This is a genomic window from Psychroflexus sp. S27 (assembly GCF_002810405.1).
Lineage (GTDB): Bacteria > Bacteroidota > Bacteroidia > Flavobacteriales > Flavobacteriaceae > Psychroflexus > Psychroflexus halocasei_A.
In genome coordinates, this window is record NZ_NEXQ01000022.1 from 1 (window position 1) to 25,733 (window position 25,733).

A 25,733-nucleotide genomic window follows, 5' to 3' on the forward strand; every position below is an offset into this window, starting at 1 on the left:
ACTGAATTGACAAAGCATAAAGACTATCAAATAATCTTGATATCATCGTAAAGCTATCTCTCTTAAAAAGGAGGTATTCCAGCCGCACCTTCCGGTACGGCTACCTTGTTACGACTTAGCCCCAGTTACCAGTTTTACCCTAGGCGGCTCCTCACGGCGACCGACTTCAGGTACCCCCAGCTTCCATGGCTTGACGGGCGGTGTGTACAAGGCCCGGGAACGTATTCACCGCATCATGGCTGATATGCGATTACTAGCGATTCCAGCTTCACGGAGTCGAGTTGCAGACTCCGATCCGAACTGTGATAGGGTTTGTAGATTCGCTCCTGGTCACCCAGTGGCTGCTCTCTGTCCCTACCATTGTAGCACGTGTGTAGCCCAGGACGTAAGGGCCGTGATGATTTGACGTCATCCCCACCTTCCTCACAGTTTACACTGGCAGTATGGCTAGAGTTCCCGACATGACTCGCTGGCAACTAACCAAAGGGGTTGCGCTCGTTATAGGACTTAACCTGACACCTCACGGCACGAGCTGACGACAACCATGCAGCACCTTGCAATTTGTCCGAAGAAAAAGTTGTTTCCAACCCTGTCAAACTGCATTTAAGCCCTGGTAAGGTTCCTCGCGTATCATCGAATTAAACCACATGCTCCACCGCTTGTGCGGGCCCCCGTCAATTCCTTTGAGTTTCATTCTTGCGAACGTACTCCCCAGGTGGGTTACTTATCACTTTCGCTTAACCACTCAATCCTCAATTAGACCGAACAGCTAGTAACCATCGTTTACTGCGTAGACTACCAGGGTATCTAATCCTGTTCGCTACCTACGCTTTCGTCCATCAGCGTCAGTGTATTGTTAGTGATCTGCCTTCGCAATCGGTATTCTGTGTAATATCTATGCATTTCACCGCTACACTACACATTCTAACCACTTCACAATAACTCAAGAACAACAGTATCAACGGCAATTTCGTGGTTGAGCCACAAACTTTCACCGCTGACTTACTATCCCGCCTACGGACCCTTTAAACCCAATAATTCCGGATAACGCTCGGATCCTCCGTATTACCGCGGCTGCTGGCACGGAGTTAGCCGATCCTTATTCATATAGTACCGTCAACAAATCACACGTGATTCTTTTTCTTCCTATATAAAAGCAGTTTACAACCCATAGGGCAGTCTTCCTGCACGCGGCATGGCTGGATCAGAGTTGCCTCCATTGTCCAATATTCCTCACTGCTGCCTCCCGTAGGAGTCTGGTCCGTGTCTCAGTACCAGTGTGGGGGATCTCCCTCTCAGGACCCCTACCTATCGTCGCCTAGGTATGCCGTTACCATACCTACTAGCTAATAGGACGCATACTCATCTTACAGCCATAAATGTTTATTTATCAATCGATGCCAATCGATAAAACCATGAGGTATTAATCCAAATTTCTTCGGGCTATCCCTCGCTGTAAGGCAAATTGTATACGCGTTACTCACCCATCCGCCGGTCGTCATCTGATGCAAGCACCAATGTTACCCCTCGACTTGCATGTGTTAAGCCTGCCGCTAGCGTTCATCCTGAGCCAGGATCAAACTCTTCATTGTTGTCTTTTAAATATCTTAAATAGACTCTACAACTATTTATTCGAATCTCTCCAAATAAAAACTCAAAATTAACTTCTAGTCTTAATGCTTCATTATACATTTAAATACTATCTCTAGCACTTAAAATTGTCAATTCAATATGTCAATGAACTTCTAAAAAAATTCTTGCTAAACTCTCAGCATCTCTACCGATAAGTTCCGTTATTTTGCGGGTGCAAATGTAAAACTAATTTTTACTCTGACAAAATGTTTTTGAGAAATAATTTTTTATTTTTTTAAAGCCTTTTGAAACTTAAACAAATATAAGATCTTAATTCCTAAAACCCTTCTCAAACACCCTACTCTCAATGATCGTGCAATGCGTTATTGCGGGTGCAAAACTACAACCTTTTTTCATCTAAACAATGAAATATTTTAAAGAAATTTAAAATAAATTTTAAACAATAGAAAATCAAAGGGTTAGAATATGAAATAAAATACTTTCATAGTAGGAGCAATTAAAAGTCATCACATAAGTGATTTTTTATACCATTATAAAGACATGAAATTGTTATTAATAAAATGAGCTTATATCAAACATCATCTCAAATCTTGTTAAAACACTTTTAATTAGTCTCTATCATTTAATACACAATCATATATTTATGTGAAAAATAAATATCATGGAAAAGAAAGTCAGAATTAAGCAAATCATTCAGTTAACTCACGATGTTAAACAAATATTCGTCGAAAAGCCTGATGGATACAAATTCACTCCTGGCCATGCAACCGAAGTGTCTATTGATAAAGATGATTGGAGAGACAGAAAAAGGCCCTTTACATTCACAAGCTTAACAAACGAGGATGAATTGGAGTTTGTTATAAAGATATACAAAGATCATGATGGCGTAACAGAGCAAATCAATCATCTCAAACCTGGTGATAACTTAATAATTAGAGATACTTGGGGAGCAATTTCATACAATGGTAAAGGTTACATCATTGCAGGTGGAGCTGGGACAACCCCTTATATTGCAATGCTTCGTGATTTAAAAAAGAAAAACAAACTGAATGGCATGCACCTTATATATACTAATAAAACAGATTATGATATTATTCTTAAAATGAATTAGATGATTTGTTAGGTCATAATGTCACTTATGTGATCACAGATCAAGATAACACCAAACACACTAAAAGTTTCATTGATAAAAACTTCTTAAAAAAGAACATCAAGGATTTTGATCAAAACTTTTACGTTTGTGGGCCTCCGAAAATGACAAAAGAAATTGGTCAAATTTTAAATAATCTCGGAGCTTCAACAGATGCTGTTACTCTTGACGATCAATAATTAAAGGTTAACTGTGCTTTTACAACTCTTTTTTCAATATCTGAATTGCCCATGCGAGCAAAATAAAACCAACTCCTGTTAATGGTGGCGCAGCTATTTTCATCTGAAAACCAAGAGCAATCATTACAACAGCTACAAGAACAAGAAGAATAGAAATCAGATTTAATTTTTGGAAATGTGTCATTATTTTTCTTGTAAGATATAAAAAGATCAGAACTAGACATTCTCTTTACCCTCTAATTTAAAGGGATTTTAACGACTGAAAATTAGCTTGAATAGATAGTTTTTATAATTTAGTTTAAACACATACAATGAAAAAAAAGTTAGTTGTTCTTAAAAAGACATATCAAAACTGGATTAAAAACGATCCCTTTCAACACAGTGCCGTCATAGCTTATTATACTTTATTCTCACTCCCTTCATTATTAATGATTGTCATTGCTATAGCTGGATATTTCTTTAAAGAATCTAACGTTGAAGAAAAGCTAATCTCGGAAATTAGTAAAATTACTGGAGCAGATACTGCTGAATCAATTCGGTTAATGATTGATAGTGCAGGTCTTGATCAAGGCAGTACTTTCTCTATTATTATAAGTGTCGCCATACTTTTATTTGGTGCGACAGGTGCTTTTTTTCAATTAAAAATAGCAATGAACAATATATGGAGTGTGCGAACCAAAAACAATAATATAAAAGGTATGATTTTAGACAGAATTATTTCTTTAGGAATGATTTTCTTTATCGGTTTTCTATTATTAATCTCCTTAGTTGTCACAACATTGATCAGTTTCCTCGGTGAGTATATCAATAACTTTGCTCCTGAATTGACAAATTATAGTCTGCAAATTATCAATTTCATCTTGAGTTATATTTTTATTGGATTCTTGTTTGCAAGTATTATTAGGTTATTACCAGATATTAAAATCAAATGGAAAACAACTTTTATAGGAGCATCAATGACGACAATTTTATTCTTAATAGGTAAATATCTGTTAAGTTTTTACTTCAATCAAAGTGATCCTGGTTCCGTTTACGGTGGTGCTTCTTCTGTAATTTCTATTTTATTATGGGTTTATTACTCCTGTCTTATATTGTTTTTCGGTGCAGAATTCACTGTTCAATATGCATTATATCGAAATGAAGATATTGAGCCAAGCCGATTTGGTGAACCAGCATACGAGCAAGAAATGAAAGAATTACAGGAGAAGAAGAAAGAAATTGAACAAAACAAGAAAGATCTAGATAGACTCTCTTCTGATTGAATTTATAATTGAAAATAATCTATCATAAAAATTGATATAAAATACTCTCTGTTAAATTCTAAAATTATTTCTATAGCCAAGACAATAGATGGCTATCAAAAATGACATAACCTGTTGTCATTCTTCATTTTAAAATTGAGATGTAATTTTGAAGGTTTAGAATATTTTATGCATTATACAAATCTCCATTGACTTCCTATGATTTAAGTCATAAATAAGCACATTTATGCTTGATATTTTTGCTTACGATTTACTGAACAAGTTCAAAAGGTTTATTTTCTCAGTATATCATCAGTAATAAACTAAAGCTTCAATTGTCATATTTATGAAAGGTTATAAATTTCGTTTACTTTTTATCTTCTTCGGCCTCTCCTCTTTTATCTTAGAGGCTCAAAATACTAAAGCTACTGAAAATTGGGAAACAAGTCCTGGTATCATTGGGACAATAGTGCTTGTATGTATCGTTATTTTTATAGCAGTAATTATCTTCTTAGCAAAAATAAATGCGTTTATCGATAAGATGAAGCGTAAAAATATTGAGAAAAAAAGAATTGAATTTAGCGATGAACTCACCGACTTAGATGGTGATGAAATTGATTCTATTTTAGAAAATAGAAAAAGAGCCCTCAAATATAAGCTTAAAGGAGACGAGCTTGGTGGTAAAAATAAAGTCGTTGACAAAAAAGGTTTGGTCAAACGTGTCAGAAAAGATCCAAGTAATTCTTTCTTTGATCAAAAGAAAAAAACACCACTGAGCATTGAAACCCCAAAAGAATTAAAAGAAATAGTAACCTATTATTTAGTTGCTGCAACTTTTTGGCTTTTGTTTGGAACTTTTATAGGTGAATATTTAGGTTTAAAATTTGTGTGGCCAGAGCTTGATAGCATCTCATGGTTATCTTTTGGAAGGTTACGTCCAGTTCATACCAATACAGTTTTCTGGGGTTGGTCATCGCTTGCCATGATTGGACTAGGATATTTCGTCATTGCTCGAACTTCAAATAATCTAATTCATAGTTACAAAAAAGCAAAAATAGCTTGGGTGCTTATTAACCTGACTGTTATTTTAGGAAATATTGCATTGATGGCAGGTATTAATAATGGCGGCGGCGAGTATCGTGAGTACATTTGGCCAATCATGTTACTCTTTGCAATTGGGCTTATCATTACTTTTTATAATTTTTATAAAACTGTTGCTACACGAAAAATTTCTGAAATCTATATTTCAAATTGGTTTATTCTGGCTGCTTTAATATGGACAATTGTACTTTCTATTATCGGTTATTTACCATTTTATCAAGACGGATTGGGCGAGACAGTCATTCAAGGTTATTATATGCATCAAGGTGTTGGGATGTGGTTTATGACATTTACACTTGGTTTGGTTTACTATTACTTACCCGCAACCCTTAATAAACCCATCTACTCCTACTCTTTAGGTGTTTTAGCTTTCTGGACGCAAATGCTATTTTATACCATGATCGGGACACACCACTTTGTCTTCAGTCCTCTACCTTGGTGGTTACAGACGATTGCAATTGTATTTAGTGTTGGGATGTTTATTCCTGTTATTGCTGGTTCAACAAACTTCTTGATGACAATGCGAGGCAGTTGGAATCATATTTCTAAAAGTTATGTTTTACCCTTTTTCTTAGTCGGTGTTATTTTTTATTTCGTTGGTTCAAGTCAAGGGAGTTTTCAAGCCTTTAGGTTTACAAATTATGTTTGGCATTTTACTGACTTCAATGTCGCTCACTCTCATATGACGATGTACGGAATTATTGCTTTTTTACTTTGGGCTTGTATTTATACAATTTTACCAAAACTCAATGGCAAAGAACCACCTCAGCTTTTAGTTGGTGCACATTTTTGGTTAGCGTTTATCGGACTTTTTGCATACATGATTTCAATGATGGTTGGAGGTACTTTAAAAGGAATGAGCTGGATGGATGGTGAACCTTTTATTGAATCTGTCATAATGATGCAACCTTATTGGGTTTGGAGAGCCGTAGGCGGGTCTTTAATGTTCTTGTCTCATGTTGTTTTTGCTTACAACCTATATTATATGATTAAAAAAGAGCCTCAAAAGAAAAGTAAAAAAGTTGAAAAAATTAAAGGTGAATCTGTAAACGTTTAAAAGAAAGAATATGTTGGATTTTAATACAAATCATAAAGCTTTAGTTCTTACAGCATTTATTGTTTTTGTTGTACTGAGTTTTGGCGTCGCCATTTTTCCTGCTAACGAAATGCAGAAGTATCAACCTCTTCCTGAACAAGAAGATTTAACCGAACAAGAGTTTAAAGGACTTAAAATTTACAATGCTGAAGGTTGTGTTGCTTGCCACACACAACAAGTCAGGAATATAGAAATGGATCAGGTCTGGGGAAAGAGACCTTCAGTGCCTGAAGATTATCATTTTAGCAAAAAAAGATTAGATATATGGCGACAATCAGCTTCGGTGTTAGGAAGTGAAAGAACCGGTCCTGATTTAACCGATATTGGCAGAAGGCAACCAAGCGAATCTTGGCATTTATTACATTTATACAATCCGAGAGCTGTTGTGAAAGAATCTATTATGCCTAATTTTCCTTGGCTCTTTAAAGAAGTTGATAGCAATAGAGTTAAAGATTCTGATGTTGTGGTAGCTGTACCAAATGAGCTACTGGATGACAAAAGCAAAAAAGTAGTTGCGACTGATGAAGCGATTCAACTTGTCGCTTATTTACAATCGCTTCAACAAGCTCAAATGCCTGAAAACAGCGAACCTGAATTTATTCCTTTTTCTAAAAAAAATAAGAAAAGTAATGATCAAACCACTGAAGCTTCATCGGGATTAGATGGTGAAAAGTTATTTACGAGTACTTGTGCAACTTGTCATCAATCAACAGGCCAAGGTGTTCCTGGCGCATTTCCTCCTTTAGCAGGAAGTGAAATTGTAAATAATAAAGATGCTAAGAAAATGATTCGTATCATTTTAGAAGGTTACGATGAAATGGAAGGCTATGGTGCTATGCCAGGTTTTGCCGAACAATTATCTGATGCCGAAATTGCCGCAATTATGACCTACGAAAGATCACATTGGGGAAATGATGCACCAAAAGTTACGGAAGAAGATGTTAGAAAGGTAAGAGAAGAATTGGAAAACACTAAAGCACAATAAATCATGTATAAAAAAAGCATATTTCTTTTTCTGAGTTTCATGATAAGCAAACCAATATTTGCTCAATTGTTTTGCGAAATAGAACCTGCAGCAAATGGAAATCCTGCCAAAACAAACGCATTTGTAGATGCTATCATTATTTGGATAGCTGTTGCTATTGTTTTGGTAACTCTATATTTAAGTATCAAATTTTTAGTCAAACCTGATGAAAACGACCCTAAACACATAAAAAACATTACGAAAGATGAAGGATTCTAATCACATAGAAGACAATCGCATCATAAAAGTATTTCTCGATGATGAGCCAAATCCATTTGCTGAGTTTGCGCCTCCTGTCAAATTTGTGCTCGACACAACTAAAATTCCTGACGGTAAGCATCAACTTAAAATTGTTGCAAAATCATCAAATCAAATTGAAGGTGTAAAAATCATTCCTTTTGAAGTCAAAAATGGACCCGAAATTTCTGTTATTGGCCTTAAAGAAAATGAAGTTATCGATACACAAACTTCAATCATCATTAACGCTTACGGCAGCGAAACCAATGATAAGTTTATCATTAAAGGTTCAGAAAACCCAAAGGCAATACCATCATGGATATGGGCGCTTCTTATATTTATTATTGCCTTTGGTCTTTTCTACTTCATTATGTATTGGGATCAAGATTTATATGAATCATTTTTTTAAGTGTAGTTTGTCTTTCAAACTTTGTTCGAATTGGTTTACAAACTGATTTAAACAAAGTTGTTAGCTTAATTAAATTCTTTCTAAATAGATCAAGAAATGTTTATTCAACTAATTTATTTTTCGTAATTTTAAATCATTCTAAATAAGAAATATATCATTTATGAAAACAGCAGATTTACTTAGTAACATTGAATACAACGAAAAAAGACCAGCGATACAGGTGATGCTTGACACTGATGCTGGAAAAGAAATCAGAATTGCTTTTAAAGAAGGACAAGTGATGAAAGAACATAAAACACCTTTTCCTATAGTTGTTCAAATTGTTGAAGGCAGCATTGATTTTGGTGTTGAGGGTCAAATGCATCAACTCAAAAAAGGTGGATTAATTGCTTTAGAAGGTAATGTTCCACATGATCTGAAAGCTACATCAGATAGCATAGTAAGGCTGAGTTTAAATAAAGCTGATAAGGCTGAACGCGTTGAAAATGTTGCAAGACATTAAATAAATATTTCAAAAATTAAATTATTATGAAACATATAGCACATGCCGTTTGGAACGGTTCAGTTAAAGAAGGTGAGGGAAAACTCACAACAAAAAGTGAAGTTCTAAACAAAGCTTCATATTGTCATAACTCACGTTTTGGTGATGGTAAAAGTACAAATCCTGATGAGTTGATGGCTGCATCACACGCTGGTTGTTTTGCAATGGCGTTAAGCTTAATGCTTGGTGAAGCTGGTTATACACCTGATGAGCTCAAAGTAACAGCGACTGTAAAAATGGATACTGATAAATTAGAGCTCACTTCATCTCACTTAGAGTTAAAAGCTAAAATTCCATCCATTGATCAGGATAAATTTATGGAATGTGCCAATAACGCAAAAGAAAATTGCCCAGTGAGCAAAGCGCTTAACCTTGAAATTACTTTAGATGCCGAGCTTTTATAGTTTATAAAAGTGCAATATACTTAACTACTTAAAAAGTCAATAAAGCTCTTTGTCGATTATCCAAGGAGCTTTATTAGTTTAAAGAAAGTATTTCCTATAAAGGATAATTTGAAACAAAGTTGATGAATATAGAAAATAAAATAGCAGTGATTACCGGCGCTAGCAAAGGCTTAGGCAAAGCATGCACAGAAGCTTTAATAAGCAAGAACGCAATTGTTTATGGCATAGCTCGAAGTGAGTCGACATTGATAAAGATGCGAAAAAAATTAGGTGATAATTTTATTCCTGTTGTATTAGATTTGACAGATGAGGCTACTTTATCTGAGTGGATTTCTGATTGTTTTTCGAAAGAAAAAAGTCCTGATATTTTGATTAACAATGCTGGCTATGGTGTTTTTCAGAAAATTGAAAACGTCACAGCACAAGATTGGTCAACAACAATGAATGTCAATCTCAATGCAACATTTCTTCTGACTTCTAAATTAGTGAAGCTCATGAAAAATAATCAATCAGCAAAACACATCATCAACATTGGTTCTATCTTAGGACAAGTTGGTCGACCTGAAGGTACAGCTTATTGCACAACTAAATTTGGTATTCAGGGTTTTAGTGAAGCTTTATCTAAAGAGCTAAGATACGATCAAATTAAAGTCACTTGTGTCAATCCAGGCTCTATTGCAACAGATTTTTTTCAAACTTCTGGCATTTCATCTCACAACAATATGCTTCAACCAAACGAACTGGCAAACACAATTATTCATCTTCTAGAAACACCAAACAATATGCTCATTAGCGACCTTACGGTAAGACCTCTTAACCCAAAAAAAAATGATTAAGAAATAATTTTAAAAAAGTAGACAAATGGATTTAATCAATAACATACTTGACTATTTTAAAAAACCTCAAATAGAAACTAAGGAGGAATCACCAAAAGGAACCTGCCCTGTTTGTTGGGGACATCAACAATATGACAGTAAAATCCGAACTGTTTTTAAGGATAAACAGATTGATGTCAACAATCACAGAGATAGCTATATGAAAGTTCAGAAATTTGTTGTCAAACATATTGATGGAATTAAATTAAAAGGAGGAAAAGTTGAAACTTGTCCAACATGTGGTGGCGACCACGAGAAGCATCAAGAAACCGAAAAACACTAAAACCTTAGAACCAAATGGAAGAACATCCCGCTATTGAAAGTTTCAGACATGAACATCAACATGGTCTACATTTTTGTTGGACAATACAAAAAGGCTTTCAAAAAGGAACTGATTTAAAGAGAATGCAAGCTTACGCTGAATTCTTTTATATCAATTATTTAGAAGATCATTTTCAATTTGAAGAAGAAATGGTTTTCCCTATTTTAGGAAATGAGAATGAATTAGTCAAAAAAGCAAAAAGAGAACATCGCCGCATTAAGCGTTTATTTTTTGACAGAGATAACCTTCTCAAATCATTGAGTTTACTTGAAGAGGAACTTTATTCTCTTATCAGATTTGAAGAACATGAACTTTATAAAGCTGTTCTCGATCATGCAAGTGATGAACAGCTCGAAAGCATAGAGAATTCACATCAAACACTAAAGGAAGAAGATTATCCTGATCATTTCTGGGAGTGAATTTCATATAAAAGATTACATTTATAGCTTATTTTCAATAATGTAAGCATGAAATATTTGTCGCATATTCTATCTTTAATAGGAATACTTTTATTTTATTTCCTTGGTAAAACATACAAATCTAAAGGTCTGGGTGATATCACTCCCCTCTTTATTTATGCAGGCATGATTATTTGTTTTATCAGCTTAATTATTTCTTTCCTAGCACCTGCTTCATTTAATATTTTCAAAAAAATATTTTTAGGCTTAATGATTGGTGTTTTAAGTCTAGGCATCATCGTTTCTGCAATCATATTATTTAATAAATTTTCATCAGGAAAAAGAGTTAAGGAAAGAACAGCAGCGATAGAAGAACAAAAAAACCAATATGCAGAAATTGATGTTATAAAAAATTTTCAACTTAATAAAACGATAGACTCAACAAATTCAAATCATCAGGAAACTGCAATATTTCAAATAGAAACAAATGATGAAAGCTTAATCAAAAACTGGAATATTCAAATTTTTGGTTTCTTAAAATCAGAAGCGCATGAATCAATTCTTAATTTAAAAGTGATAGAAAGTGATGTTATTCCTCTCAAAAATTCTTTAGAAATAAAAACTTATCTCACAGAAAATCCTCTACAACTTAAACGCTTAAAGTCGAGCAATAAATATGAAAAGTCTCTTGAATATATCGTCTTATTAACAAATCCAGATGAGAAATATAATGACTTAAAGTTTAATGAAGGTTTCGCTTATACTTCTTTGAGCCAAAAAGAAATTAAATTAAAAGATTCAATGCTAGCCTACATGCAAAGCAAAAATTATCATTTATATCATCACTCAAAACTCAAATTAAAAGAAAAACTATATTTAAAAGATTTGATAGAATGAGTTAATTTCGTACAAAATAAACCAATGTTTTTTTTATAAATTTAGGTTTCTGTTTCTAAAATTTGTAAATCAAATTAGCATATAAATTTCGGCCAGGTCTAGGAATATTATTCCAATCAGAATAGGTTGAATAATTTTCATCAAACAAGTTCTCGCCTCCTATTTTCAAAATCATCCTTTGTTGATTGACATAAAAAATTTGAGATATCGCTAAATTAAAAATTGAGTAAGCTGGTGTTTGGTTTTCGCCAAACTCAGGACTAAAATCACTTTGTTTAAGGGCATTTTCAACTGATGCTTCTACATAAAAAGTATCTTTCCTAAAGCGTAAGCCTGCTTCAAAAGTCAAGGGTTGAATTAGTGGTAAATGCTTATTTTCATCATCTCTCCCCAATCTGTAAACTGCTTTCCCTTTTGCTGTAAAGTTTTTCAAAAACTGATATTCAAAACTCAAATCATTACTCCACATCAGCGCATAAGGCAATTGCTCATAGACTTTCACTCCATTAATATCGATATTCATAGGAGATAAACTCGGGTCTGGTTTCCCAATAATATAATCTGATATATGATAGAAAGCAGAATTTAAAGTCACTGAAAAATCACTCTTTTTAAAAGTTGTTGATAAATTGATTTCTTTTGATTTTTCGTTTGATAAATAAGGATTTCCAATATAATCATAACCATCAAAACTATTGAATAAATAAAACCCGTAAGCTTCTGAAACCGATGGTGCTCTTTCACCATACCCAATTCCGATTCGGTGTGTCCAGTTTTTATTTTGATAAATCATTTGAGCTCCTAAATTCATCAAAAACCTTGTCTTTGTATCTTTCATTTCAGGATAAAAAATACGTAAACTCTCTAATCCAAATTCATCTTCTATTTTGTTGTGATGCACACCAATTCCTAAAGAAATCTCTGCTGATAAGTTTGGATTAAAGCGATAGTTGTCTTTTGCAAAAATACCGCTGTAAGTTGTACCAACATCTGGCCAAGTGAGCATAAACATTTCTTTTTCATCAGGATTATTTGGATACATCGTCATTTCTGCAAGGGAGTTGTTATAATGTGCATTAACAGAGAAATTCCAAGTATGTCTATCTTTTTCACCTTTCAGTTTGGAGTACATGCCTAAAGTTTTACTCCATCCAGGCATATCCATTCTTATGGGCACATCCGGGCGTTGAGAATCATCCATAATATGCGTCACATCATTGTAGTAAACTTTGGTTTTCCATTCGTTGTACAACTCTTCTTCAGGTGTGTAAATATATTCTAAAGAACCGATAAAAGCTCTCGCAAGCGAAACATCCATGGGCAAAGCTGGATAGCCAACATCTTTGGCTTCATCAAAGATAAAAGAGGCTTCTAGACTCTTATTTTCTTTAAATTGATAACCTGTGGTTACTGATAAATTGTATTTTGTAAACTGAGAATATTCTACTTCTCCTCCTCCTCCAGCATCATAATTATTAGCATCTCTATACATCAAGTCGATGTCAGTAAAAAGTTTATCAGAAGCATATTGTACAGCTGCTCCAAGAATTTTTTGTTCGTTCACGCTCTCAAAACCTGTTTGTAAATTCCCGTTCCAACCTCGATTTTCAAAACTACTTTTCCGACGTTCTAAATCTATAGCGCCGCCAATTGTTGCTCCATTTTCAGCACCAGATTGTCCTTTTTGAATTTTCGCTTTTGATAAATTTGAAATTTCAACATAAGATGTAATCGGATCCATTTTATCTGTACACGCGCCATAAATACGCATGCCATCAATTGTGACGACGCTTCTTTCAGAGGTCATGCCTTGCACCATTGGCTCCCATGCATAAGCACCTCTTTTAATAAAATCAACTGAATTGGCTTCCATAAGATAAGTTTCAATTGTCGCCAAAGATTTGTTTTCTTTGTGATATTTATTCGCATTTTTACTCACCAAAATCACTTCAGCAAGTTCTTCATATTTCATCAATGTATCTTGCTCTTTTTCTTGCGCAAACATGTTAAAAGCAAATAGGAATAATAGGCAAAAGGATAGACTCTTTTTCATAACCTTAAGTATTAAGTATTGTCTGGCAGCTCATTCACTGCCAGACAAATTGTTTTTTAAAATTCTAACTCAAAATAAATACTGCTAGCTGCATTTTCTTCTGTGACTTTCTCACCTTTTAAAACTTCACTTTCAGCATTCAATAGCTGTAAATTAATTTTCCAATAACCTGACATGGTAAGGCTTAACTTTCCATAATAAAATTCACCTGAATTTTGTTGAAATAAATCTTCGTTATTTGGAGAACCATGATTTCCCATGCTCGGCATACGCGGATCAATCTTAATTTGATAGTCATCAACGAGAGGGAAAGTCATCATATCTTCCATCTTAAAAATAGCTGTTGACATATCATTCACAGCAACTTTAGGATCTTGTGGATCAATGAGTGCCAAAATGTAGCGCACCTCATCACTTCCTGTAAAAACATTGACGCGTTTTTTGGCAGAAGCAGCAACTTCAATAATATCTGTTGCTGAAAAAGTTTCATTATCTATATTATAATCAAAAGTAAGATCCCAGTATTCTGTATCATTTTCAGCCATTTGAAACACAATATAACCTTCATAAAGTGTCTCTGTATCTGCTTTTTTAGTAATTTCTGAATGTGGTCCACTATGCGACATATTTGTCATATGCATCATTGGCATCCAAGAAACCTCAGCATTTTCAATTAAAGTTTCTCCATCTTTTATTTGAAAATAAATGTGATTATAACCTTGTTGAAGGTTTCCGTTTTTAGTATAAATCGCTATTGTATGCTGATCATTCTGAATATTTTGAACTAAAGTTAAACCTTCTGTTTCATTAATTTGTTTTGGCGCATCATCGTCTGATGAGCATGAGAATAGGAGTATTGCAGCTAATAAGCTGATATATTTTGATAATTTCATCTTTTAATAATTTAATGTGAGTTTATAATTATCTCATAGGGAAAAGTTTTTCCTTAATAAATGAGATATGAACTGAAATAAATTATGAGGCGATAGGTGGATGACTTACCTCGTCAATGGAAAGATATTGATATAAATTAAGATAAGAACTTTCAACTTTTAAATTAAAATTTTCAGTCTTGAAATCAACAGCAGATATTTCTGAATAAAACATGATAACTTCTTTCTGAAGAAAATCTAAATGTGACGGTTTTTCGTTGGGAGAACTTTTTTGAGCTAATTTTGAAAGTTCACATTTCCCATCACAATGTAATTCAGGTTGATCTTGATTCACACAAAACAATTCCACAAACTCCTTTGTGTCAACCATGTAAAAACTGAGCATAAATCCGCTTTTCAAACTATTGAAAGAAATCAATAGAACAAAGAATGAAACGTATATGGATTTAAGCTTTTGCATATTAAGACAAAGATATCCTTTTAGGGCATACCACTGGTATGACAAGTGTCATATTTTCAAATAATAAACAAAGTCTCCGTTTAAATATTTTCAATTTTAAGCTGATATTTTTCCAATAATCCTTGTAATGAATGTTTGGAGAACTTAGCGCCTTTGAGCTGGTTATCTTCGGGGTCAATCACAAAATTAATGGCAGTTCTAAAATCAGCTTTCTTAAGGTTATTTTGATTGAATCTCGCATTCATTAAATCGCTGTTTTCAAAAACTGCTGCTGATAAATTACATTCAAAAAAACCAACATCAAAGAGTTTTGAATTTTTAAAAAGCGTTTGAGAAAGATCTTGTTTTTCGAAAGAAGAATGGTTGAGTTGACAGTTTTCAAAGCGAACAGAAAAAGCAAAATCACTACATACACTAAAATCAACACCTAAAATTTTGCAATCTATAAATGAAACATTCTGAAAACTTGTATCGCCAAGCATCACAGAACTCAAGTTAGAGTTGATAATTTCGCAATCAACAAAACGTAAATGAGATAAATTAGCCGCTGAAAAATCGCAATTTGTAAAGCTGCAATCTTCATACTCAACTCTTTGCATTTTTGATTCTGTATAATCTTCATCTTTAAAATCCTGATCAACAATAAAGTCCATAATAATAGTATAAATGCGATTTAAACACGCGTGTGCAATCTAAAGCATTTCGGATAAATTGAAAGTTTTATTGCGGATTATATAAATGATTTATTGCATAAATAAAATCATGATAAAAAGTAATGTAAAGTATTGTTTAAGCTGATATTGGTTTGATGTTAATTTGGCCACCAATGGCTTTTAATTTATCGGTTTTTGTTTCGTTCCTCTAAAGTTAATGATTTCGATGATTCCCTTTTTTGCTTGAGTCCTGTAAATAATGTAATTATTTTTGTCAATCAAGCCTTTGTGAACATTATCATATTTACTAGTCTGAGGACAAATTTCAGGGTACTTACTTATTAGGTTTAATAGATTATTTAAATTCTTTTCTAAATTCAGAATTTCCTTTTTTGTCCATTCTTTCTCTAGATAATCTAGGACATTAGTTAATCCAATTTCAGCTTGTGGTGTCCAAACTATTTTTAACGCTATTTATCAAAACGTTTCATAACCAACTCACTAGCCTTGTACTCTTCATCATCAGCTTGTGATAAACCAGTTTTAATTTCTTCTTTTTCCTTCTCAGACATTTCATCCAACCAATCACCTTTTTCTTCCTCAAAAACAGTTTTAAGTTTTTTTAAAATACTTTCTTTTTCTGTTTGAAGTAAAAGATGTATCAATTCCAATTTTGTGGTTTCTATATCCATAATATTAACTGTAATACAACAAAGATAGTTTTTAATCAGCAAACACCATTTTAAATTGATTTCACCCATCAACAAGACTTTAAAGCCCTGTCATTTTTCACTTTAGAGAGAAAGCTTATCTTTATCAAAAATTATTTTTCTATGAAATTTATTTCTTCTGTTGCTATAAGCTTTCTGTTTATCTGGTCTTCATCTGGTCAAAATACTTCAGAGAATTTTGAAAAAATCATTCAAAAAATTGAGGAACACCGAGCCTACGATTACAATGATTACCCTTTAGGTTTATACACAAAATCACACTATCGAAAGGAAGCTCAATTTGCTCAAAAACAATTAAAAAAGTTAACAGAAATAAATTCTGAAAAATTATCAGAAGATGAAAATATTTCTTTGAGATTATTAAAATTCAAACTACAAGAAAGAGTTGATTTTTATGAATATGAAGCATACCTTAATCCGTTGTTGTCAGATTCAGGTTTTCATTTAAGCCTAACATATCACGTACGAGATTTAAACAATTACAATCAAGTCAAGAATTATCTCAATAAGCTTAATGCCATCCCGACTTATGTTGATCAGCATTTGGTTTTACTGAGAGAAGGTCTAAAAAAAGGGATCACACAACCTCGTGTTATTTTTGAAGGTTATGCATCAACATACAATGATCAGATTGTCGAAAATACTCAAAAAAGTTATTATTATGAACCTTTTGAAAATCTTCCAAAAACACTTTCTGAAAAACAAAGAGACTCAGTTTTGCAAGCAGCAGAAATTGCAATTCATAAAAATGTGATTCCACAATTTAAAAGAATTAAAGATTTTTTTGAAAATGAATATTTACCAAAAACCAGAAAGGGTATCGGTGTTTCTGAAATTCCTAACGGTCGTGATTATTACCAAAATCGATTGAATTATTACACAACTTTAAATTTATCTGCAGACGAAATTCATCAAGTTGGTTTAAAAGAAGTGGCACGTATTAATTCAGAAATGAAAGAAATCATTTCTGAAGTTAACTTTGAAAGCGGCTTTGACGACTTCATCCATTTTTTGAGAACTGATCCGCAATTTTATGCCACAACTGGCGAAGAACTTTTAAAGGAAGCTAGAGATATTGCTAAGCGAATCGATGCAAAATTGCCAGCTTACTTCAAGACTTTACCAAGGAAGCCTTATGGTGTTGCCAAAGTGCCTGATGCCATTGCACCAAAATACACAACAGGTCGCTACATCGGTGCTTCTGATGAAACTCAAGCTGGCTTTTATTGGGTCAATACCTATAATCTTTCTAACCGACCGCTTTATGTTTTGCCATCATTAACAGCTCACGAAGCGGTGCCTGGCCATCATTTACAAATTTCTTTAAATGCTGAATTAGGTGATGACATCCCAAAATTCAGAAGAAATATGTACCTCTCCGCTTATGGTGAGGGTTGGGGTTTATATTCAGAATTTTTAGCTGAAGAAATGGGCATTTATACAACGCCTTATGAGCTTTTTGGCAAACTCACCTACGAGCAATGGCGCGCTTGTCGCTTGGTGATTGACACTGGCATTCATACCAAAGGCTGGACACGTGAGCAAGCTGTTGATTACTTTAAGAAAAACACAGCTATATCAATGCACAACATTAATACTGAAGTTGATCGTTATATTTCATGGCCAGGTCAAGCTGTTTCTTATAAAATAGGAGAAATTAAAATCAGGGAATTACGAACAAAAGCAGAGCAAGCTTTAGGAACGCAATTTGACATCCGAGATTTTCATGACATTATTTTGGGTGTTGGTACTGTGACACTTCCCATTTTAGAAAAGCGCGTTCAAAAATATATTGACGATCATCTTATTAAATAATAATTTTCAAATTTTGTGAATTCACATTTTTATATTACAATATGAATAGTCATCGCTGAAATTTTTCAGTATTTAAAACAAAAAATAACATTATGAACAGCAATAGAAAATACGGAATTGGCGGAAGCACACCAGAACAAGAGCTTGCAAAATTGAAAGAACCGACAAATAAACCTCCACAAATTAATCAAAATGAATTTCAGAAAAGACTTGACAAAGCTGCAGCTGCTTTAAAAAGATATGATTTAGATGCACTTTATCTCAACGCTGGTGTCAATTTGTATTATTTTACAAATACAGAATGGAATCCATCTGAGCGTTTGGTGGGTGCTATTCTATTTGCTGATGGGTCTTTGAAATATGTTGTGCCTAAATTTGAAATCGGGACTTTTAATGATTTTATCGGTATCAAAGGTGACTTTATCCCTTGGTCTGAGCACGAATGTCCGATTGATAAAATTGCTGATTCGCTTAAGGCAAAAACACGTTTAGCCATAGATGATTCAACACCATTTAATTTGGTTTCACGTTTTCAAAATCATGAGAAATTTGAAATTTCTACCGCAGAAGAAATGATTAAAGATATCAGAATGGTTAAAAGTGATCTTGAAATTGCACATATTCAATATGCGATGGATCTCACCATGCAAGTGCACAAAGCCACTGCTAGAATTCTTAAACCTGGTATCACAACTGCAGAAGTTGAAAGTTTCATCAACTCAGCACATCAAAAACTAGGTATTGAAAGCGGTTCTTATTTCTGTATTGTTTTATTTGGTAAAGACTCAAGTTTCCCACACGGTGTCAAATCCCCTAAACCACTTGAGGAAAACGATATTGTTTTAGTTGATACAGGTTGTCAATACAAAGGCTATTTATCAGATATCACGAGAACATACATATATGGTGATGCAACAGATAAGGAAAAGAAAATTTGGGATAATGAAAAATCAGCTCAACTAGCAGCTTTTAAAGCATCGCAACTTGGCAAAACATGTGGCCATATTGATGATCAGGTGCGTGTGCAACTTGAAAAAGATGGCCTTGGTCCTGATTATGATTTACCAGGATTGCCACACAGAACAGGTCACGGTATCGGACTCGAAATTCACGAACATCCATTCATTTTAAGAGGAAATGAAATAGAAATTAAAACTGGAATGGCATTTAGTATTGAACCTATGATTGTTGTGCCAGACGAATTTGGCATACGTTTAGAAGATCATATTTATATGACAGAAAACGGCCCAAAATGGTTTACCGAACCATCACACAGCATCGATAATCCTTTTGATGTTTAAAACTACTCTAGAGTTTTAATTTTAGAAAATAAACAAGAAACAGTTATTTGTTAGTAAATAGCTGTTTTTTGTTTTTCTGTTACCTGTTGTCTGATATCAAATGTTAATTTTTACTAACTCTTAATCAATGACCAGAAAATTTTTACATCATATTTTAACGCAATAGAATCAAAAAACTTATTTTCGATCTTGTATTTTAATAAAGAAACAATTTTATGGCTTCAGGAATTTTTGCAATTTTAGATGACATTGCCGCTTTAATGGATGATGTGGCCGTGATGAGTAAAGTTGCCGCTAAAAAGACAGCTGGTTTATTAGGTGATGATTTAGCTGTCAATGCTGAGAAAGCTTCAGGGTTTGTCTCAGCTCGTGAAATTCCTGTTTTATGGGCAATTACCAAAGGTTCATTGCTCAATAAGCTCATCATCTTGCCTATTGCTTTTTTGTTGAGTGCTTTTCTTCCTGTTGCTATTACCATCATTTTACTTATTGGTGGGTTATATTTAGGCTATGAAGGTGCCGAGAAAATTTATTACTATTTCAAACCTCATCAGCATTCTAAAAAAGAAGAATTAAAAAAAGTTGAAACTAGAAAAGAGATTTTGGCGGTCGAAAAAGAACGTATCAAGTCAGCAATTGTCACCGACTTTATTCTTTCCGTAGAAATTGTCATTATTGCCTTAGGCGCGATTGTTACTGCTGAGTTAAGCACACAGATTATTGTTGTGAGTATCATTGCTTTGATCGCTACTGTTGGTGTTTACGGTATTGTTGCGTTGATTGTCCGTATGGATGACGCAGGATACCAACTCATCGAAAAAAGTGAAAATTCAAATCAATTTAAAGCGAAATTTGGCCGACTTCTAGTTGCTGCTTTACCCAAAGTCATCAAGGGTTTATCTTTTATAGGAACGATTGCTTTACTTTTGGTTTCTGGTGGAATATTTGTTCATAACATCGATTTCTTTCATCATATTCTGACTTTTCTTCCTTCTATTTTAAAAGAATTTCTTGTTGGTGGTATTATTGGCTTTCTTGTGTTAGGTGTTATTTCAGGTGCAAAAAAAATAATCAATTGATCTGAAGATTATCAATTTATAAATGAAGTTTTTCTTTTTCAAAAAGATAATCCAGCTATCTTTTTTAAGATTTTGAGTTTTAAAAAATTAACTCTATAATTAGCATACCTTTGTCCTATCAAAATCATTTATGAATAAAAGCAAACGCACAAAAGTTGAATTGTTTTTGAGAAGCTCACATTTCTTTAGAGCAGTCGTTTTAACATCATCTGTGCTTATTCCTGTCTTACTTTTTAACCTCATCGGGCTCATGAGTTTTGTACCGTCTTTTGTGATAGGTACTTTTCTTAATGCGCCTAGCGATATTCCTGGTAGTTTAAGAAGAAAAGTCAATGGAATTTTAATCAGTATTGGACTCACAATGCTGATTACCGTTTTAGTTTTATACGCTAAAAATAATTTTAGCATAGCCCTTGTTCTAATAGGTTTAATCAGTTTTTCTCTATCCTTTTTATCGGCTTATGGATTTAGAGGTGCACTACTCGCCTTCTCAAGTTTGTTAGCCATGGTGCTTGCTTTTGCGCTAGGTGAAATGACTTCAGTAGAAATATGGACCCATGTTTTATTTATGGGACTCGGTGGATTGTGGTATCTTTTTTCTTCAATCAGCTTTCACAAAATTATTCCGAATAAGGATGAAAATCAACTTTTGTCAGAAACATTAGAACTCACTGGTGATTATCTTGAAGTGCGTGCCAGATTACTTAAAGCGTCAAAAGACAGAGAAAGCGACATCAAAAAAACCTTTGTTTTACAATCTCAAATCAACGAAAAACACGAAACATTAAGAGAGCTCTTATTAACGAACAGGAAAAGATCAGGACGTTCACATTTTGATGAAAAAAGATTACTTATATTTATTTCATTAATCGATATTTTTGAAATTATTGTTGGGAACACTTGGGATTATGAAAAGTTTGATAACCTCTTTGGTGAAAATAATAAGCACCTAGAAAAATTCAGCGAACTCAATTTCGCAATGAATGATCAATTGAAAGAACTCTCTAAAATATTGATCACTAAATCTGAAATTCCTAATAAAGAAAATTTAGAGACGGCGTTGGTCAATGCTTATCATTCCATTTCAGCTTACATTGAAAAATATAAATTACCTCAAGCAAGAGAAGGCGCGTTAATCATGCGAAACCTATATGATTATCAGAAACAAATTTTGCGAGAAGTTGACGCCATTGGCTATGCTATGGCAGATATTACTGAATCTTCAAAAGTTTCTTTAAAGCGACATGAAGCTAATCAATTTTTGACGCTTCAAGAATATAAGCCACAAATATTATTACAGCATTTCACTATGAATTCTGTTATTTTCAGGCATGCTTTGCGCTTAACTATTGCTATTTTGTTTGCGTTTACGTTGGGGAGTTTATTAGAAATCCAAAACTCATATTGGATTATGCTGACAATTCTGGTGATTCTCCGTCCTAATTATGGTTTGACAAAGGAACGTGCCAAAGATAGAATAATAGGAACTGTTATTGGAGGAAGCATTGCTTTTGGCATCGTATTGCTCACTCAAAATACAATCATTTACGCAATTCTGATTGTAAGTTCACTCATTTTAGCTTTCTCTTTAATGCAACGTAATTACCGCTGGGCAGCGGCATTTATCACCTTAAACATTGTATTTGTTTATTCATTTATACATCCGGATTCAGTTTCGGTTATTCAATACCGTGTGATCGACACTATCATAGGTGGTGTTATTGCTTTTGCAGCAGTTTATCTACTTTTTCCTAGTTGGGAAGTTTTAAATTTAAAAAGTGTTTTATTAAAAGCTATTAAAAAAAATAGTGCTTATTTGGAAGCTACACAAGAGCTTTATCAAGACAAAGAAAATAATCAATTAAAATATAAACTTGCTCGTAAAGAAGCTTTTTTGGCATTGAGTGAACTCAGCGCTGCCTTTCAAAGATTTACGCAAGATCCAAAATCTAAACAAACTGAATTTAGATTAATCTATGAGATTGTAACGCTTAATCAAACGATTCTATCCGCAATTGCTTCATTAGGAAGTTTTGTAAATAATTATGAAACGACAGAAAAATCCATAGAAACGAAAGCGATATTTTCAAAAATCTTGAACACTTTATCTCAAACGGTAAAATCTATAGATAAGTCTCATGAATATGAAGTTCAACCACATGGAGATATAAAGGAAGCGAAGCAAAAATTGATAAATACCTATCAGTTTTTATCTGATGAACGCGATGAAAACATACAAGCAGGTTTTACAAAAATCGAGAAAGAAAAACTACATCAGTTACAAGAAGCACACCTTATTAGTAATCAATTAATTTGGCTTGTTTCACTTTCTCACAACCTCAAAAAAGCGATTAAACGTTATCAAAAACAGTTTATAAAATAAACTCACAACTGTTTATAAAAGACTGGTATATATAAAATTTTCATTCCTGCATTGTATAATAAATTTTCTATTTTCTTTAAACCGTGATCCATAAAATTAAATGCTAGTGAAATTAAAATATTTTGATTTATAAGTTCATTTTTGATTTCGATTTTAAGCTCAACTTCAACTTCCCACCTACAAAAACTAAATTGTGGATATCTATTTTTGAAATAGGTTTGTAGGCTGATTATAAATTCTATTTTTGACCTCCTAAAAAAAAATGTTATGAGCGTAATTTGGTATGAATGTAAGGTGAAATACAGAAAAACACATGAAACTGGTGAAAAGAAAATATCAACTGACACCTATCTACTTGATGCCGTTTCTTTTACTGAAGCTGAAGCAAGACTGAATGAAGAAATGAAAACATTGACTGAAGAAGAGTTCAGAATCATGAATATTAAAGTCGCTAACTTTTCTGAGGTTCACCCATTTGATAACTCCGATCGTTGGTTTAAAGTGAAAGTTTCTCTTGTGACGATTGATGAAAGAAGCGGAAAAGAGAAAAAGTCTAACACTTATCTTTTAGTACAAGCTAATGATGTGAAGGAAGCTTATGAAAATACCACAAAAGCGATGGCAGAAACAATGGGAGATTATGCAATACCTGCAATAAACGAATCGCCTATTTTAGATGTTTTTCCATACTTTACAGGTGAAGAAGAACAACTCGAAAAGTTTAACGTCATAGAAAACGATGATCAATCTGAAACTGAAAAGCAAGAGTTAGTTGAGGAAGAAGCTGAATAAAAAGTTTTTAGTTCACTAAAGTTCTTAAACTCAAAAAGCATCTGAAATTCAGATGCTTTTTGGTTTAGGATAGTGGTCATTAACTCTGACTTATCGTCGTTTAATTATCTCACTTTTTCCTTTTTTCCCTTCTAAATCTTTTCTTGCTGTTGAAATTACATATTGATATAATTCACCTTTACTTGTACGTTTATCAATAAATTCAGTATCAGCAGGATTAACTTCTCCAATTTTCTTGTATGAATTTTCATTTGCCATTTTACGATAAATAATATATGTTTTATCATTAATATTTCTTGGTTCTACCCATGATATTTTGATTCCATCATTTAAATTTTTTAAAGAAAAACGAAGTGGTGGCTTTAACTGTCCCTTAATATCAGGTGAAATTTCAACAGTTGTTGAAACTGCACTTTGATTTCCCCAGCTATCTATTGAGCTCACAACATATTTATAACTCTTTAACGGATCGGTTTCAGAATCTGTAAATGAAGGTAATTTTATAGGCTCTTTATTTAAAACCTGATATTTTTCATTTCCTTTTTCTTTACGGTAAAGCACATAACCTATAATTGAATTATCTTTAATTCGCGTGTTTTCCCATTCGATATTAACCTGATCATTTGATCGACGAGCATTAATTCCGCCTGGAGAAATAATTTTTCTAGGACTTTTTACAAAAATTGAAGCTACAGAAGAGGTATCACTAAAATTTTGAGCAGCATCCATTACTTGAATAGCGTAGGTATATTGACCCGTATAACCCTTACTCATTGTTGTATCTGTGTAAGTGTATTTTTTTATAGGACCTGAAACTAATCTTAAATTTCTTTTAGTGGTTCCTCTTAAAATATAATAACCATGTAAGTTTAATTCTGGATTTGGTTTCCAGCTTAGCTTGACTCCTTTTTTATCAGAAGTCGCTTTTAATCCTTGAGGTGTCTCAGGGGTTTCATTTTCAGGAAAAGATTTATATCCCATAATTTCTGTAAAAACTAGAGGCTTGATATCAGGAAGAGGAATCAAAATAGGTCTGATTTTATAATAATAATTTGAGCCTAGAATAACTTTCTTATCCATATAAGACGTTGCTGAAGTGGCTAGAGTGTCTAGCGGAACATAATCACTCCCGAGTTGTCTAGACTTTAATATTTGGATTCCGCTGTAAACTTTAGTTTTTGGTAGTTGCTCCCACTGCATTAACAGACCATCGATTGTATCTGTCACTTTTAAGTTTTTCATGCCAGCAATCTTACTCTTATTAACATTCATTGTATATAAAGTGTCCGAAGATGGCCCATAATTACCTGCTAAGTCTAGAGTTCTCATGTAAAGGATAATTTGCTCCATAGGTTTGACTTTCTTATTAAAAAAAGCAGAAATACTATCTTTATCATGCCTGACAACAAATGTTGTATCTGATTTTATAAATTTATTTTTTGAAGAATCATAAGACATTAACTCTCCATAAACTGGCACTGACTTTTCACTTGAATTTGAAGCTGCAAATGTAACCCCAGCTATAGTATCTGTTGTCCAGTGATTTTTAATTTTAAACTGATGGCTATACTTTTGGTAATCTCCGTTTATTGAAATTATTTTGACAAGTTCTTCTTGACCATCAGCTTTTAATTTTTCAAACTTATAATCAACTTTATCTCCTTTTTTCCATGAAGGATCAACAAACAAAACGCCTAAAGCTTTACGTACTTCAGGCAACATATACCCTAAACCTAAAGTATCTATGCCATGCTTTCTGATGAGATTATAAACAGTATTAATATCATTGACTTTGAAATACTGCAAAAGTCCTTTACGGTTTTTCTGACTTAATTCTTCTTCAAGCTCTTTAGAAGATTCAGGAAATTTAAACTCTCCTATTTTTTTGTACTTACCTTTTCCCTGATCAGATTTATAGATATTGACCTTTTCATCTGGAGAAGGTAATACAACTTCATCTCCTTTTATTGTAAAGTAACCTAAGCTTTCCCCAGAAATTACAACACCTTTTGGTCCCGGAATCAAGTTTGGCTGCTCTTGAGCATTCATGTTTATAGATATACATAAGCTCAATATCATAAACATCAGTAAGTTCAAATTCGTTTT

General features: G+C 33.4%; 25 protein-coding genes and 1 rRNA gene. 18 read left to right on the plus strand and 8 right to left on the minus strand.

Annotation, left to right across the window (positions count from 1 at the left end; all coding sequences use genetic code 11):
• Positions 1 to 66: 66 nt before the first annotated feature.
• Positions 67 to 1,592, minus strand: a 16S ribosomal RNA gene (locus tag CAP47_RS05665).
• Positions 1,593 to 2,254: 662 nt separating this feature from the next.
• Between CAP47_RS05665 and CAP47_RS05670 the strand changes: the two genes are divergently transcribed.
• Both CAP47_RS05670 and CAP47_RS12540 read left to right on the plus strand, forming a co-directional pair.
• Positions 2,255 to 2,704 carry an FAD-binding oxidoreductase gene (locus tag CAP47_RS05670; RefSeq protein WP_262502130.1) on the plus strand — a complete coding sequence of 150 codons (450 nt, stop codon included), beginning with the start codon at positions 2,255 to 2,257 and terminating at the stop codon, positions 2,702 to 2,704.
• A 5-nt stretch (positions 2,705 to 2,709) separates the two neighbouring features.
• A complete protein-coding gene (locus CAP47_RS12540; RefSeq protein WP_262502131.1) occupies positions 2,710 to 2,922 on the plus strand; it encodes a hypothetical protein in 213 nt (70 codons plus the stop codon).
• Positions 2,923 to 2,941: 19 nt separating this feature from the next.
• On the opposite strand, the gene CAP47_RS12365 is transcribed toward CAP47_RS12540, so the two are convergent.
• The gene (locus CAP47_RS12365) at positions 2,942 to 3,106 is read right to left on the minus strand and encodes a hypothetical protein (RefSeq protein ID WP_192869946.1); all 165 of its coding nucleotides are present in this window, start codon (positions 3,104 to 3,106) and stop codon (positions 2,942 to 2,944) included.
• 127 nt (positions 3,107 to 3,233) lie between these two features.
• Between CAP47_RS12365 and CAP47_RS05675 the strand changes: the two genes are divergently transcribed.
• The 11 genes from CAP47_RS05675 to CAP47_RS05725 all read left to right on the plus strand — a co-directional run bounded on the left by CAP47_RS05675 (position 3,234) and on the right by CAP47_RS05725 (position 11,467).
• Positions 3,234 to 4,184, plus strand: coding sequence for a YihY/virulence factor BrkB family protein (locus CAP47_RS05675; RefSeq protein ID WP_100775760.1), 951 nt, complete (start codon positions 3,234 to 3,236; stop codon positions 4,182 to 4,184).
• A 325-nt stretch (positions 4,185 to 4,509) separates the two neighbouring features.
• Positions 4,510 to 6,321: a cbb3-type cytochrome c oxidase subunit I gene (locus tag CAP47_RS05680; protein WP_100775761.1), complete on the plus strand. Its 1,812-nt coding sequence runs from the start codon at positions 4,510 to 4,512 to the stop codon at positions 6,319 to 6,321.
• 10 nt (positions 6,322 to 6,331) lie between these two features.
• Positions 6,332 to 7,345 carry a cbb3-type cytochrome c oxidase subunit II gene (locus CAP47_RS05685; protein WP_100775762.1) on the plus strand — a complete coding sequence of 338 codons (1,014 nt, stop codon included), beginning with the start codon at positions 6,332 to 6,334 and terminating at the stop codon, positions 7,343 to 7,345.
• A 66-nt stretch (positions 7,346 to 7,411) separates the two neighbouring features.
• Complete coding sequence (locus CAP47_RS05690) at positions 7,412 to 7,603, plus strand: hypothetical protein (RefSeq protein WP_153043493.1); 192 nt, start codon at positions 7,412 to 7,414, stop codon at positions 7,601 to 7,603.
• Complete coding sequence (locus CAP47_RS05695; RefSeq protein WP_234953119.1) at positions 7,590 to 8,030, plus strand: cytochrome C; 441 nt, start codon at positions 7,590 to 7,592, stop codon at positions 8,028 to 8,030. The genes CAP47_RS05690 and CAP47_RS05695 overlap by 14 nt, the downstream gene beginning before the upstream one ends.
• 160 nt (positions 8,031 to 8,190) lie before the next feature.
• Entirely contained in the window at positions 8,191 to 8,532 is a 342-nt protein-coding gene (locus CAP47_RS05700; RefSeq protein WP_100775763.1) for a cupin domain-containing protein, read from the plus strand.
• A 26-nt stretch (positions 8,533 to 8,558) separates the two neighbouring features.
• Complete coding sequence (locus tag CAP47_RS05705) at positions 8,559 to 8,975, plus strand: OsmC family protein (protein WP_100775764.1); 417 nt, start codon at positions 8,559 to 8,561, stop codon at positions 8,973 to 8,975.
• A gap of 122 nt (positions 8,976 to 9,097) precedes the next feature.
• A complete protein-coding gene (locus tag CAP47_RS05710; protein ID WP_100775765.1) occupies positions 9,098 to 9,811 on the plus strand; it encodes an SDR family oxidoreductase in 714 nt (237 codons plus the stop codon).
• Positions 9,812 to 9,836: 25 nt separating this feature from the next.
• Positions 9,837 to 10,133, plus strand: coding sequence for a hypothetical protein (locus CAP47_RS05715; protein WP_100775766.1), 297 nt, complete (start codon positions 9,837 to 9,839; stop codon positions 10,131 to 10,133).
• Between the two features lie 14 nt (positions 10,134 to 10,147).
• Positions 10,148 to 10,591 carry a hemerythrin domain-containing protein gene (locus CAP47_RS05720; protein WP_100775767.1) on the plus strand — a complete coding sequence of 148 codons (444 nt, stop codon included), beginning with the start codon at positions 10,148 to 10,150 and terminating at the stop codon, positions 10,589 to 10,591.
• 48 nt (positions 10,592 to 10,639) lie between these two features.
• Positions 10,640 to 11,467, plus strand: a complete 828-nt coding sequence (locus CAP47_RS05725) for a hypothetical protein (RefSeq protein ID WP_100775768.1) — start codon at positions 10,640 to 10,642, stop codon at positions 11,465 to 11,467.
• Between the two features lie 55 nt (positions 11,468 to 11,522).
• Here CAP47_RS05725 and CAP47_RS05730 read toward each other — a convergent pair whose 3' ends face one another.
• From CAP47_RS05730 to CAP47_RS05755, 5 genes are all read right to left on the minus strand, one after another.
• A complete protein-coding gene (locus CAP47_RS05730; RefSeq protein WP_100775769.1) occupies positions 11,523 to 13,520 on the minus strand; it encodes a TonB-dependent receptor plug domain-containing protein in 1,998 nt (665 codons plus the stop codon).
• Positions 13,521 to 13,576: 56 nt separating this feature from the next.
• Positions 13,577 to 14,413: a hypothetical protein gene (locus CAP47_RS05735; protein WP_100775770.1), complete on the minus strand. Its 837-nt coding sequence runs from the start codon at positions 14,411 to 14,413 to the stop codon at positions 13,577 to 13,579.
• A gap of 82 nt (positions 14,414 to 14,495) precedes the next feature.
• Entirely contained in the window at positions 14,496 to 14,798 is a 303-nt protein-coding gene (locus CAP47_RS05740; protein ID WP_100775771.1) for a hypothetical protein, read from the minus strand.
• Between the two features lie 155 nt (positions 14,799 to 14,953).
• Entirely contained in the window at positions 14,954 to 15,526 is a 573-nt protein-coding gene (locus CAP47_RS05745) for a pentapeptide repeat-containing protein (protein WP_100775772.1), read from the minus strand.
• A 470-nt stretch (positions 15,527 to 15,996) separates the two neighbouring features.
• A complete protein-coding gene (locus tag CAP47_RS05755) occupies positions 15,997 to 16,287 on the minus strand; it encodes a hypothetical protein (RefSeq protein WP_238140972.1) in 291 nt (96 codons plus the stop codon).
• A 72-nt stretch (positions 16,288 to 16,359) separates the two neighbouring features.
• Between CAP47_RS05755 and CAP47_RS05760 the strand changes: the two genes are divergently transcribed.
• The 5 genes from CAP47_RS05760 to CAP47_RS05780 all read left to right on the plus strand — a co-directional run bounded on the left by CAP47_RS05760 (position 16,360) and on the right by CAP47_RS05780 (position 23,627).
• The gene (locus CAP47_RS05760; protein WP_100775775.1) at positions 16,360 to 18,072 is read left to right on the plus strand and encodes a DUF885 domain-containing protein; all 1,713 of its coding nucleotides are present in this window, start codon (positions 16,360 to 16,362) and stop codon (positions 18,070 to 18,072) included.
• Between the two features lie 92 nt (positions 18,073 to 18,164).
• Positions 18,165 to 19,373 (plus strand): M24 family metallopeptidase, encoded by a 1,209-nt coding sequence (locus tag CAP47_RS05765; RefSeq protein WP_100775776.1) that lies wholly within the window; start codon positions 18,165 to 18,167, stop codon positions 19,371 to 19,373.
• A gap of 215 nt (positions 19,374 to 19,588) precedes the next feature.
• Positions 19,589 to 20,452: a DUF808 domain-containing protein gene (locus CAP47_RS05770; RefSeq protein WP_100775777.1), complete on the plus strand. Its 864-nt coding sequence runs from the start codon at positions 19,589 to 19,591 to the stop codon at positions 20,450 to 20,452.
• A 130-nt stretch (positions 20,453 to 20,582) separates the two neighbouring features.
• A complete protein-coding gene (locus CAP47_RS05775) occupies positions 20,583 to 22,835 on the plus strand; it encodes an FUSC family protein (protein WP_100775778.1) in 2,253 nt (750 codons plus the stop codon).
• Positions 22,836 to 23,102: 267 nt separating this feature from the next.
• Complete coding sequence (locus tag CAP47_RS05780; protein ID WP_093244174.1) at positions 23,103 to 23,627, plus strand: DUF4494 domain-containing protein; 525 nt, start codon at positions 23,103 to 23,105, stop codon at positions 23,625 to 23,627.
• Positions 23,628 to 23,717: 90 nt separating this feature from the next.
• Here CAP47_RS05780 and CAP47_RS05785 read toward each other — a convergent pair whose 3' ends face one another.
• Positions 23,718 to 25,676 carry a fibronectin type III domain-containing protein gene (locus CAP47_RS05785; RefSeq protein ID WP_100775779.1) on the minus strand — a complete coding sequence of 653 codons (1,959 nt, stop codon included), beginning with the start codon at positions 25,674 to 25,676 and terminating at the stop codon, positions 23,718 to 23,720.
• Positions 25,677 to 25,733 lie beyond the last annotated feature (57 nt).